The sequence below is a fragment of the Terrabacter sp. NPDC080008 genome (genome assembly GCF_040702505.1).
GTDB lineage: Bacteria > Actinomycetota > Actinomycetes > Actinomycetales > Dermatophilaceae > Terrabacter.
Genome location: NZ_JBFBLC010000002.1, coordinates 131,507 through 143,142, shown reverse-complemented (window position 1 = coordinate 143,142; position 11,636 = coordinate 131,507). Strand labels below are relative to the sequence as shown.

The following is an 11,636-nucleotide window of genomic DNA, read 5'->3' as shown; positions in this document are numbered from 1 at the left end:
CGGCAATGCCGTGCCTGACTGAAGCAGACGCCCGCGCCTCGCTCGAGGACCTCCCCGACCTCTCCTGGCGACCGTTCGGTCGAGAGGATCTTCCGGCGATCGCAGCATTCTTCGCCGAGTGCGAGAGCTTCGACGGCAACCCCGAGCGACAGTCCCTGTCCGGACTCCAGGAGTTCTGGGATTCGCCCCGATCACGCCCGGCGGAGGACACGCTGGTCGGCCACGAGGCGGCCGGAGCGATCGCTGCCGTGGCTTGGGCCGGCTGCAACCGCGTGGTCACCGAGGGTCGTCGCGTCTACCTCGGAGGTGCCGTCCGCCCCGACCGCCGGGGCGAAGGGATCGGCCGGGCCGTGCTGCAGTGGGAGCTGGCCCATGGTCGGGAGTGGGACCGCGCGACGCGGCAGCCCGGCTACGGACCGCTGGTGATGCGGCTGCACGCACCAGCTGACCAGGACGACGTTCGCGACCTCGCTGAGCGTCACGGTTTGCCGCTCGAGCGCTACTTCTTCGAGCTGTCCCGGGCTCTCGAGGACCTGCCGCCGACGCCGCGACCGGACGGGGTGGTCATCACGGGCTGGGACCCCGCACGCGGCCGCGAGGTGCACCACATGATCGACGCCGCCTTCCGCGACCACTGGGGGCACACCGACCGCACCGACCAGATGTGGGAGGAGGTCGTCGGATCCGCAGCGTTCCGGCCCGACTGGTCCCTGCTCGCGCTGGAGGAGGCCACGGACACGGTCGTCGGCGCCGCCCTCAACTGCGCCTACGAGCAGGACTGGGTCGCGACGGGAAGCCGCGAGGGGTACACCGACCAGCTCGGCGTCGCGAGCAGCCATCGCGGCCGAGGCATTGCTGGGGCCCTGCTGACAGCGTCCATGCAGCGTTTCGCGGCCGCAGGCATGGAGGCTGCCGCGCTGGGGGTCGACGCCGCCAACCCCTCCGGCGCCCTCCGGCTCTACGAGTCCCTCGGCTACCGCCGAACGGCGAGCACCTGCGTGCACCAGCTCAGCCAGTGCCCACCTCCCATTTCGAGCGGCAGGAGCGAGACGAATGGAGCGGTGGGGAGCGGAGGCCCTAATGTCCACGACAGGTGAGCGGGCCGCCGGGCCCTGCGGGACCATCAGGCATGGAACCCTCGTCGAGCGTCGTGACCCGCTGGTTGGCCGCTGGTGACAGCGGTGACGTCGAGTCGTTCGACGACCTGTTGCACCCTGACGTCGTCGTCCATGCGCCACGAGGCTTGTCGACCGACAGCCTGGAGGCCGAGAAGCAGGTGTGGCGCGAGGCGGTCGCAGCGATGCCGGACCTTCGCCACGAGATCCAGGAGGTCGTGGTCGAAGGGGCCGTGGAGATGGCGCGCGTCGTCGTCACCGGCACGCTGCATCGTGAGTTCGCCGGGGTGTCCCGCATCGGCCGACCCTTCCGCATGGATCAGGCAGTGATCTGCCATCTCAAGGACGGCAAGATCGCCGAGGCCTGGGAGATCGCAGACGTTGCAGCGCTGGACGACGACCTCTCCTGAGTCGACGTCCTGCGCCGCGGCGATGGGGAGCGCTCCCCATCGCGCATGCGCTCCCCGGCCCGTAGGCTCAACCGCGCCGAGACACGACAGGGGGTAGCGATGGCCATCTATCGCAAGGGCGCCGACCCGGATGCACTGGATCGTTCCGCCGAGCTGTTCGCCAACTATGCCCGCGAGGCCGCCACGTCGCGGCAGGCCGTCAGCGGTGTCCTGGGCTCGCTCAAGGGCAACTGGGGTGGTGAGGACCTCCAGTCGCTGATCTCCCAGTGGCCGCCCCTCGAGGCCCAGATCGACCGGTTCGGCACCGAGCTGGAGCGTCTGGGCAACCGGCTCTCCAGCAACGCCCAGGCCCAGCGCGGGGCCAGCGGTGACGGCGGCAGCATCAGCTCGGCCGGCTTCCTGTCCGCCACCATGCCCGCCTCCTTCCCCTCGAGCGGAGCCGGGGACCAGGGTCCGGACTCCTTCCTCGACCAGTTCCTCAAGCAGTTGAACCTGGCTCCCGACGAGTCCGCCTCGGTCCTGGCGTGGCCCGGCCTCCTCACCGCGAACGCGATGTTCGGCACGAGCACGCTCGCCTCCTACATGCAGCGCAACCGCTTCGGGCGCTGGCAGCCCCGCGGCTACATGGCCAACGGCCGCTACGGCTACCTCCCCCGGCCCACGGGACGCTGGGCCGCTGCCTGGTCGATGAACCAGGCGCGCAACTGGCAGGCCAACCCCTACCGCGCCGGCACGGTCGCCAAGTGGGGCACGGCGTCGAAGTGGGCGGGTCGCGCCGGCACGGTGACCTCCTTCGCCACCTCGGCTTTCGGGCAGTGGAACAAGGACTCGGCCGACCCGACGATGGGCACGACCGAGCGGGTCACCCGCTCGGCGACCGCCGGCGCCGTCACGGCGGCAGGGTCCTGGGCGGGAGCGTGGGCCGGCGCCCAGGGCGGCGCCCTCGTCGGCGCCGCCGTCGGCGGGCCGGTCGGTGCAGTCATCGGCGGCGCCATCGGCGGCTTCGTCGGCGGTGGCCTCGGAGGCGTGGTCGGCGGCTGGGTCAGCGACCAGGTGGTCGGTCCGGTCGGCGACGCGGCGGAGTGGGCCGGCGACAAGATCGGCGACGGCTTCAAGTCCGCCGGCCACTTCATCGGCGGGTTGTTCGACTGATGGGCAAGACGCCTCGCCACATCGCCCGACACCGCGTCCGGCCCGGTCACCGCGGCGCCGGTCGCGCCGGCTCCTTCGGGCAGGCCGACACCGGCCTGCGTGGGTAGAGTCGTGGCCGTGTCAGCCCTCCTCGTCGTCGTCGCCGTCGCCTTGCTGGGGTTCGTCGTCTGGTCACGCCTCGGCCGCACCCACGCCGCCCGCTGGTGGGTCGGCGACCGCCTCCAGGAGTCCGCGATCCTCTTCTGGCTGCCGGGGCTCGCACTCGTGCTCGCCGCCACCGCCGGGCTGCGAGGCTATGACGACGGCGCGAACACGGGGGCACTCGCGTTCGTCCCGCTGCTGATCGTCGGACTGGTCGTGAGTCTGTGGGGCGGCCTCTTCCTGCCCGCCCCCCGCTGGTACGTCCCCCGCTGGTCGCAGGAGGCCCGAGCCCCGCGCCTGCAGGTCCGCATCATCGGTGACCGGCGCAAGTCCCAACGACGGAGCGCCCGATGAGCCTGCCTGCCCCCGGCGACCCTCGTCGCGAGGTCGTCGCCGACGGCGCTGTCTCGTTGCTCGTCCCCGACGCCTGGGAGACCGTCCACCACCCCCACGACGGGGTCGAGCTCGTGGTCGTCGAGCCCGAGCAGGACGGCCTGTTCCGGGCCAACCTCGTGCTCACCGTGACGGACGTCGCGATGTCGCTTCGTGACTGGCAGGTGGGCACCGAGTCCTACCTCGCCGCGCACCTCGCCGACTACGTCCCGCTCGATGCCGAGCTCCTCGCGGTCGGTGGCCAGCCCGGACTCCGACGCCTGGCCACGTATGCCACCGAGGACAACCGCTCGGTCACCGTGGAGCAGCGCTCCACCCTCGTCGACAAGACGGGCGTGACCTTGACCGCGACGACGAGCACGCTGGCATGGGCAGCACAGAGCCAGCTGCTGGCCCACGTCTTCGCGAGTCTCGTCCTCGACCCCGACGCCGCAGGGAGGAGGTCGGCGTGACCGTGCAGTTCGACGCCGCCGTGGGTCGGGTCCGCCTCGACCCTGACACCTTCGAGGCCCTCGTCGACCTCGGCGCCAAGGCTTCCGACGACACGCGCTCCGCCACTCACCGTGCCGACACGGGCGGTCCCGAGGGACCGGTTGCCGAGCTCGTGGCGGCCGGTGTGGTCGTGGACGGGCGCCCTCACGACGTGCTGGTCCCGGGCCTGGCCGCCGTCACCCGCCCCCTGGCCCGGCTCGAGACGGTGGTGGCCTCCCGGCAGGGAGTGCTCGTGCACCAGGGCTGGATGTCGCTCCTGTCCGCCGTGCTGGCGGACGTCGGTGACGGCAGCTACGACTTCGCCGGCGTGGCCACCGAGTTCGTGCCGACGACGATCGCCCGCCTCGTCCGGCTGCGTCCGCGGCCGCGGCTGGAACCAGGCAGCGTGGTGGTGACGCCCGACCTGCTCGACGGGCTCATCGACCCCGACGACGAGCGGCGGGCTCGCGCCGCCGACGAGCTCGCAGCTGCCCTCGACCCGCACTGGCGCGAAGTGGCCGAGCTGGTGCGCTCGGGGGCGTGGTGCTTCTGGTCGGCAGACGTGCTGTGGGCGCCGCCGGACCGGCCCGTGACCTCCGACGCGGACCTGGTGAGCCGTCGTGTCAGCGCGCTCGACACGACCGCGGGCTTGCTGGCGCTCGAAGCGGACCGGGACGGGTCGACGGCAGGCGGTCTGGCGCTGGTGCCCACCACCCCGAGCGACGTCTGGTTCCTCCTGTCGGGCATCCTGCCGTCCGACTCCGAGCTCGGGGCCGACGCCGAGAGCTGACAGCCGCGCCGGGCGCTTGGGATCAGCCGGCAAACGGTGCACAGAAGCGTCCGAGCCCCCAGCCGCGCCACGACGGGTGCGTGGTCGCGGACCCCGCGACACGGCATACGCAATGTCGTTCGGGCCGGCAGCTCATCCGCTGTAGAAGAGCGCCAGCCCGGCCGCGACGCAGATCGCCGCGATGATCCAGAAGCGCGCCACGATGGTGACCTCGGACCACCCGACCATCTCGAAGTGGTGGTGCAGCGGCGCGATCCGGAACACTCTCCTGCCGGTCAGCTTGAAGCTGACGACCTGGATGATGACCGACATGGTGACGATGACGAAGAGGCCGCCCAGCACCACGAGGAGCAGCTGGGTGTGGGTGAGGATCGCGAGGCCGGCCAGCGCCGCGCCGAGCGACAGGGACCCGGTGTCGCCCATGATGATCTCCGCCGGCGAGGTGTTCCACCACAGGAACCCGAAGCAGGCACCGGCGATCGCGCACGAGACGACCGCCAGGTCGAGGGCGGCCGGCACGTCGTAGCACGCCGGGCCCGGGGCCACCCGACACCCCTGCCTGAACTGCGACAGCGCGACCATCGTGTACGCGCCGAACACCATGACCGAGGCACCGGTGGCCAGGCCGTCCAGGCCGTCGGTGATGTTCACGCCGTTGGAGGCCCCGGCGATGAGCACGTTCGACCACGCGACGAACAACAGGACGGCCACCACGGGCCCCGCGACGGCGAAGTCGATGTCGGTGTCCCTGACGACGGAGATCGCCGTCGAGGCGGGAGCCAGCCCGCGCTCGTCCTTGACCAGCAGGGCCGCCACGGCGAACGCGACGGTGACCAGGGTCTGGCCGAGGAGCTTCTGCTTGGACGTGAGGCCGAGGCTGCGCTCCTTGCGGATCTTGGTCCAGTCGTCCAGGAACCCGACCAGGCCGAGCCCGGTGAGCAGGAAGAGCACGAGCAGCGCGCTGAGCGTGATGGAGCTGTGCACCTCCTCGAGCACTCCCAGGCCGCCGAGCGCCACGAGCAGCGCGTGCGAACCGAAGTAGCCCACGAGGGCCGCAGCGATGATGACGGCCCCACCCATCGTGGGCTTCCCGCGCTTGACGTGGTGGTGAACGAGGTCGTCACGGACGAACTGGCCGTAGCGGTGCCGGACCAGGTAGGCGATGAACGGTTTCGTGCACCCCAGCGCCACAGCCATGGAGAGCGCACCGGCCAGCAGGACATCGACCATTGGAAAACCCCTGCCGCCTTTCGACCAGGTCGGGTGCGCTTCACCGCGCTGAGCAAGTGACCCCTCGACGTCGACACGGACACGGGGTCGCCGATGAACCCTAGGCCAGCAGCCGACGAGGATCAGGGACCTCCCGCCGCGTCGAAGTGTCGCCGAGTTCGCTCGACACGTGCCTGCCAGCCGCCGGACCGAGGAACGTTGGGCCCGGCGAGGGTCGATGCCGTCGGTGGTCAGGCGGCCGGCGGCAGCGTGACGCCGAACCCCGCGACGGCGAGGCGCAGCACGACCTGTCCGGGCAGGAGCAGGTCAGCCACACGCGCGGCACTCAGCACCTCGAGCTCGGCGAGCCGGGCGGCATACGCCTCCGGCCCGGCGACGCGGGCGCGTTGCAGCTCGGCAGTGTTGTGCCAGACCTTGCGCCGCGCCTCGCGCAGGAACCGGCGCGAGGCCGCGTGGTTGGCCGGGGCGAGCGCGCGATCGATCAGGGTCCGTCCGGACGTCGAGGCGAGCTCCGCGTCCTCTGCGGCCACGCGGCCGGCGAGCACGGCGTCGATGCGTTCGTGGTCCCGGCGGCGCCGGTGCATCAGGTGCGCGTCCTCGAAGTCGACGTCGTCGATGACGGCGAGCAGCGCCTGCGGCAGGTCGTAGTTGATGTGCGCGTTCATCCCGACCAGGACGCTGCGCAGCGCCGGGAGCCCGGACGCGTCGAAGGCGAGGCGCCACGGGCGCGACACCCTCCCTGACCCGCTGAGGTCGCCGTCGAGCGCCTCGAGGTAGAGGTCGGCGAAGACGACGTCCCACCGCTCCACCCACTCGGGGTCCTCGAACCTCGCGTCGGCGACGGCGTCCGCCACCGCGAGCGTCGTGCGACGGTAGGTGGTGAGGAACGCACGCTGGGCCGGACGGCCCTCGCCGGAGTCCGCCCGCAGACGTTCGAGCCGCTCGTCCATCGCGACCACCACGTCGGCGATCGTGCGTCCACCGACCGTTCCGCTCATGTCCACGACTCCCCCACCCGGGCCGACTCCCCGCCCCTATTCTGGGGCGAGCAGCGCAGAACGTCAGCGGGATCCGCGCACGTGCCATCGCGCGTCCCTCGTGCGAGGAGGCCTCATGCGTGACGCGTCCGGTCGTGACCCGCGCTCGTTCGACCCGGTCGTCGTCGGACACCACGAGACCGACGCCTGGGCGGCCTACTACCGCCACGAGTGGCCGGCCTTCCTCCGCGGGGCCTATGGCATGGTCTCGGCGGGCTTCGGCCTGCTTCCGGTCGACGCCGTGCGTGGCGCCTGGTGGGTCCTGCGCGCCAACCAGCTCTGGGCGCCCTACCCGGACAACGATCCGCAGGGTGCTCGCGAGCAGATGCGCCGCTTCTACGCGCTCGTCGCGCGGCACGGTGGTCTGGCCATCGACCCGGCGCGCGCCAGCGCGCTCGAGGTGGAGTGGTGGCGCGTCCACCGGGCCCACCAGCACCACGAGGACGTGACGCGGGACCAGCTCGTTGCAGCGCTCGTGGACCTCTACGCGTACGTCTACACGGCCGACCCGGCCAGCCTCGAGACCGCGGCGCAGCACCGCGTCGAGGCGATGGACCTGTCCGACCGATGGGTCGCGGCCGGGTGCGACCGGGCCGACCCCCTCCTGGCCGCCGAGCGGCGCGCGCTGGTGGCCAGCTACAGCGCCCTGCTCGATGCCGTCGTACGCGTGCAGGACCGGCCTTCGTGACCTGGCTGCCAATCACCCGGAGATGACGATGCGGCGTCGACCCTGGCGGGCGACGGTGGTCTAGGCCGAGTGGGTCTCCGACCAAGGCACACGCGACGCACACCAGCTGCAGACCGCGACGAACACCCCCGAGGAGCGACGATGGCACGACGAGTCCCCTTCATTCCCGACGGCGTCCCGGTGCTGTCGCGCGGCCGCCACCGCAGCCCCCGCAAGGGTGCCTGCTTCATGGAGATGGCCTCGTTCCTGGCGGGTGAGCGGTGGAGCGACCACCCGGCGTGCACTGATCCGGTGCTCGCGGAGCTGGCCCGCTGGGTCAACGACGTGCTCGACGACGCCCACCGCCAACAGCTGGTGATCATGGTCCCCGAGGTCGTCGGGTTGAAGCCCGAGGACCCCCCCGCGACCACGGCGCTGCTGCTGACGGCAGCCCGCGCCGCCCTCCCGGTCGCCACCTACGATCGGCAGAACCTCATGGCCCTCGCCATCCTCAATGCCGAGCGGGTGCTGGCTGGGCGGGAGGGCCACTCCACCGACCACCTGTCCGCCGCGTCCCGCGCCGCGCTCACGAGCTCTCCGGCAGCGGAGCGCTGGGCGCGGGCCCAACTGTCACGTCACGGCTCCAGCCCGGCAGCCGTGCGTCCCGCCGGCGCCACGAAGATCATGGCGCTCGCGGTCGACGGCATCGCGCGAGCCTGGGTCGACGACCGTCAGGAGCGGCTCGTCAAGCTCCTGCGCGACGGGATCGACGTGATGGCCGCCTACTCCCCGATCCTGCCCAACCACGTCGTCGCGTCGTGACAGGTCACGACCCCGGCGTGTATGGAAGGAGGGACCAGGTCGCCGTGAGAAGGCCCGCCGTCGTCGGCGCCGTGGTCTGCCTCGCCGGAGCGCTCGGCCTCGTGGCCTGCGCTCCGAGCCAGGGCACTGACGGGTCCGGTGGCAGCACGAGTCCGGGCGCAGGAGCCAAGCAGGTCACGATCACGATGATGATCACCTCGAACCGCGCCGCAGACACCAAGCTCCAGCAGGACACGGTCAGGCCCTGGGAGGACAGGACCGGCAACACGGTCGAGGTGGTCGCCGCCTCCGACATCGGCCGGCAGCTCTCGCAGGGGTTCTCCTCCGGGGCGCCGCCAGACCTCTTCTTCACCGACGCCAAGGTGTTCCCGTCGTATGCCAAGGCGGGAGACCTCGTGCCCTACGGCGACCAGCTCGAGATGAAGAGCGACTTCTACGACCACCTCGTCGACACGTTCACCTACGGCGGGAAGTTCTACTGCGCACCCAAGGACTTCTCCACCCTGGCCCTCGTCATCAACACCGACCTGTGGGAGCGGGCCGGTCTGAGTCACGAGCACTGGCCGCAGTCCTGGACCGACCTCGAGACCGTGGCGAGGAAGCTGACGAGCGGCACGGTGAAAGGACTGGTCATCGACGGCACCCACGACGGGGTGGGGCCCTTCATGAAGCAGGCCGGGGGCTGGATCGTCAACGCCGACCAGACGAAGATGACGGCCGACACCCCGGGCAACCTCGCCGGCCTGACCGAGGTCCAGAGGCTGCTGGCCAGCGGCACCACCTCCTACCCCACGGGCGTCGGCGCCGCCTCGGGCGCCGAGGCGCTCGGCCAGGGCAAGGCCGCCATGGCCATCGAAGGGCCCTCTGCCAAGAGCGTGTTCCGGAACAGCTACCCCAACCTCAGGTGGCAGGCCGCCGAGCTGCCGGCCGGACCTGCCGCGAGGGGGACGCTGATGTTCACCCAGTGCTACGGGGTGGCTGCTGCGAGCAAGCACCAGGCCGCGGCGATCGACCTCGTCAAGTACCTCTCCACCGAGGAGCCGGCACTGACGCTCGCCAAGGGTCTGGGCGTCATGCCCGCGATCAAGTCGGCGGCGGCGGCCTACAAGGGTGCCTACCCGAGCGACGCTGCCTTCATCGCCGGGGTGTCGTATGCCCAGGGCCCGGTCACCGTCGCCGGGATGGAGCCCGTTCTCGCGGACTTCGACACCCAGCTGCAGACGCTCCCACAAGGGGATCCGCAGGCGATCCTGACCCGGCTGCAGACCCGGGGCGAGGCCGTCCTCAAGTAGCCGCGTGTGCGTCGGCTCGCTCCGTCGGCGCACCTCATCTCATCCTCGGCGAGGGATCCCGGTCCAAGGGCGTACTCCTAGCGTCGAGGCGCAAGCGCAACGCTCGTTCTCGAGGGGTTGATGGTGATGCTGGCTGAAGGAGCGGTCTTCCCGGTGCGTGTGAGCGTGAGAGACCACCATGAGCGCGGCTGAGGTCCCGGCCCGGCCGACGACCGGGGCGGGTGCGGGCGCGGTACCGGCCGCCCGCACCAAGGCAGCTTCGCGGGACTACATCTCGTGGGTCGCGCTGGCCATGATGACCACGAGCTCGGTGGCGAGCCTGCGGGCGGCTCCGACGATGGCCGTGTACGGGCTGGCGTGCGTGTTCCTCTACGTCGTCCCGGCGATCGTCTTCCTCATCCCTACCTCGCTGGTGTCGGCGGAGCTCGCCTCCGGCTGGGACGGCGGCGTCTACAACTGGGTGTCCCGGGGCATCTCCAAGCCGATGGGGTTCCTGGCCGTCTGGTGCCAGTTCGCCATGACGATCTTCTACTACCCGAGCCTGCTGGGCTTCGTGGCCAGCACCCTGGCCTACGTCATCAACCCGGCACTCGCCTCCAACGGCGTGTGGACGGCCCTGGTGATCGTCGTCGTCTACTGGACGGGCGTCTGGGTCTCCTCGCGCGGCACGAAGGGCGTCGCCGGTCTGGCCAGTGCCGGCCTGACCATCGGCACGCTCATCCCCGGGGCCATCCTGGTGACCCTGGGTGGCGTCTTCCTCGGGCAGGGCAACCCCTCCGCGGCCCCGATGGACGCCAGCCACCTGCTGCCCGTCTGGGCCGGGCTCTCGAGCCTGGTCCTGATCGTGAACAACTTCCTGTCCTACTCCGGCATGGAGATGAACGCGGTGCACGTCGGATCGCTGAGGAACCCGGGCAAGGAGTTCCCGAAGTCGATGTTCCTGGCCATGGGCCTGGTGCTGCTGATCTTCATCCTGCCCGCCCTGGCCATCAGCTGGATTGTGCCCGCCCAGGAGCTGTCCCTCACCGCCGGCGTGATGCAGGCGTTTGACGCCGTGCTGGCCAACTTCGGCGCGCAGTGGCTGACCCCGATCTTCGGGATCATGCTCGTGTCCGCCTCGCTCGCCGGCATGCTCACCTGGCTCGCCGGCCCGTCGAAGGGCCTACTGCTCATCTCCCGTCAGGAGGGCTACCTGCCCCCGTGGCTGCAGAAGGTCAACAAGAACGGCGTGCAGCAGAACATCCTCGTCGCGCAGGGGATCGTCACGACCGTCATCGGGTTGGGCTACGCGCTGATCCCGAACGTCTCGAGCGCGTACTGGATCTTCTCCGTCATCACCACGCAGGTCTACCTGGTCATGTACCTGCTGATGTTCGTCGCGGCCGTGCGTCTGCGCCGCAACGACCCGGACCACCCGCGCGGCTACCGGGCCCCCATCCTCGTGGCCCTCTGCGGGGTCGGGTTCGCGGCCTCCTTGGCGGCCCTGCTCATCGGGTTCGTCCCGCCGTCGCAGTTCGAGTCCGGCAGCCCGGCCCTCTACCTGCTCATCGTCGCCGGTGGCGCTCTGGGTCTCGGGCTGCTCGTGCCGTTCCTGTTCTACCGGTCGCGCAAACCGTCGTGGAAGCAACCCGGAGAGGCGACGGTGGAGCCGACAGCAGAGGGGGCGGGGTCATGAGCACGATCCAGGAGACCCAGACCCGCCACGAGCGGCGCACGCTCTACATCGTCGTGGCAGCCGTCGTCCTCGTGCTCGTCGTCGTCTCGCTCATCGCCTTCCGCTCCGGCAAGACCTCGCGGGAGGCGGAGCAGAAGGCCAACCAGCTCGTCGGCGAGCTGCAGGCCGCGGGTGCGCAGGCACCCTCGCAGGAGGCCATCGTCAGGCTGCTCGGCAACGACGGCGGGGCCGTCTGCGCCGACCCCAACGGGGCCCTGAGCCGGGCGACCCTGCTCGCCCAGCTCGCCAACGGCGCCACCGGCCCGGGAGGGCGGGCCGTCATCGCCAACAGCAGGGTGGTCCAGGGCGAGCTGCTCATCATCAAGGTCTACTGCCCCGAGGCGCTGAACGACTTCAAGGACTTCGTCGACAGCCTCAAGCTCGAGAGCTCGGGAGGCTGAG

13 protein-coding genes are annotated in these 11,636 nt (G+C 71.0%); 11 read left to right on the top strand and 2 right to left on the bottom strand.

Features of this window, described 5'->3' with window-relative positions:
* Window positions 1-5: 5 nt before the first annotated feature.
* The 6 genes from AB0316_RS06550 (at window position 6) to AB0316_RS06525 (ending at window position 4,472) form a co-directional block, all read left to right on the top strand.
* The gene (locus AB0316_RS06550) at window positions 6-1,097 is read left to right on the top strand and encodes a GNAT family N-acetyltransferase (protein WP_366271552.1); all 1,092 of its coding nucleotides are present in this window, start codon (window positions 6-8) and stop codon (window positions 1,095-1,097) included.
* A gap of 32 nt (window positions 1,098-1,129) precedes the next feature.
* Window positions 1,130-1,525 carry an ester cyclase gene (locus tag AB0316_RS06545; protein WP_366271550.1) on the top strand — a complete coding sequence of 132 codons (396 nt, stop codon included), beginning with the start codon at window positions 1,130-1,132 and terminating at the stop codon, window positions 1,523-1,525.
* Between the two features lie 99 nt (window positions 1,526-1,624).
* Complete coding sequence (locus tag AB0316_RS06540) at window positions 1,625-2,677, top strand: hypothetical protein (protein WP_366271549.1); 1,053 nt, start codon at window positions 1,625-1,627, stop codon at window positions 2,675-2,677.
* 117 nt (window positions 2,678-2,794) lie between these two features.
* Entirely contained in the window at window positions 2,795-3,172 is a 378-nt protein-coding gene (locus AB0316_RS06535; protein ID WP_366271548.1) for a hypothetical protein, read from the top strand.
* On the top strand, window positions 3,169-3,663 hold the full coding sequence (locus AB0316_RS06530) for a hypothetical protein (protein ID WP_366271547.1): 495 nt from the start codon (window positions 3,169-3,171) through the stop codon (window positions 3,661-3,663). The genes AB0316_RS06535 and AB0316_RS06530 overlap by 4 nt, the downstream gene beginning before the upstream one ends.
* Window positions 3,660-4,472, top strand: coding sequence for a hypothetical protein (locus tag AB0316_RS06525; protein ID WP_366271545.1), 813 nt, complete (start codon window positions 3,660-3,662; stop codon window positions 4,470-4,472). Before AB0316_RS06530 ends, AB0316_RS06525 begins: the two co-directional genes overlap by 4 nt.
* A gap of 132 nt (window positions 4,473-4,604) precedes the next feature.
* Here AB0316_RS06525 and mraY read toward each other — a convergent pair whose 3' ends face one another.
* Both mraY and AB0316_RS06515 read right to left on the bottom strand, forming a co-directional pair.
* On the bottom strand, window positions 4,605-5,702 hold the full coding sequence (mraY, locus tag AB0316_RS06520; RefSeq protein WP_366271543.1) for a phospho-N-acetylmuramoyl-pentapeptide-transferase: 1,098 nt from the start codon (window positions 5,700-5,702) through the stop codon (window positions 4,605-4,607).
* Between the two features lie 230 nt (window positions 5,703-5,932).
* Window positions 5,933-6,700: a DUF5995 family protein gene (locus tag AB0316_RS06515; RefSeq protein ID WP_366271541.1), complete on the bottom strand. Its 768-nt coding sequence runs from the start codon at window positions 6,698-6,700 to the stop codon at window positions 5,933-5,935.
* 115 nt (window positions 6,701-6,815) lie between these two features.
* Between AB0316_RS06515 and AB0316_RS06510 the strand changes: the two genes are divergently transcribed.
* The 5 genes from AB0316_RS06510 to AB0316_RS06490 all read left to right on the top strand — a co-directional run bounded on the left by AB0316_RS06510 (window position 6,816) and on the right by AB0316_RS06490 (window position 11,635).
* Window positions 6,816-7,427, top strand: coding sequence for a hypothetical protein (locus tag AB0316_RS06510; RefSeq protein WP_366271539.1), 612 nt, complete (start codon window positions 6,816-6,818; stop codon window positions 7,425-7,427).
* 141 nt (window positions 7,428-7,568) lie between these two features.
* On the top strand, window positions 7,569-8,228 hold the full coding sequence (locus AB0316_RS06505; RefSeq protein WP_366271538.1) for a hypothetical protein: 660 nt from the start codon (window positions 7,569-7,571) through the stop codon (window positions 8,226-8,228).
* 44 nt (window positions 8,229-8,272) lie between these two features.
* Window positions 8,273-9,520, top strand: coding sequence for an extracellular solute-binding protein (locus AB0316_RS06500; RefSeq protein WP_366271536.1), 1,248 nt, complete (start codon window positions 8,273-8,275; stop codon window positions 9,518-9,520).
* A gap of 178 nt (window positions 9,521-9,698) precedes the next feature.
* A complete protein-coding gene (locus AB0316_RS06495) occupies window positions 9,699-11,195 on the top strand; it encodes an APC family permease (protein WP_366271534.1) in 1,497 nt (498 codons plus the stop codon).
* Window positions 11,192-11,635 carry a hypothetical protein gene (locus tag AB0316_RS06490; protein WP_366271533.1) on the top strand — a complete coding sequence of 148 codons (444 nt, stop codon included), beginning with the start codon at window positions 11,192-11,194 and terminating at the stop codon, window positions 11,633-11,635. Before AB0316_RS06495 ends, AB0316_RS06490 begins: the two co-directional genes overlap by 4 nt.
* Window position 11,636 lies beyond the last annotated feature (1 nt).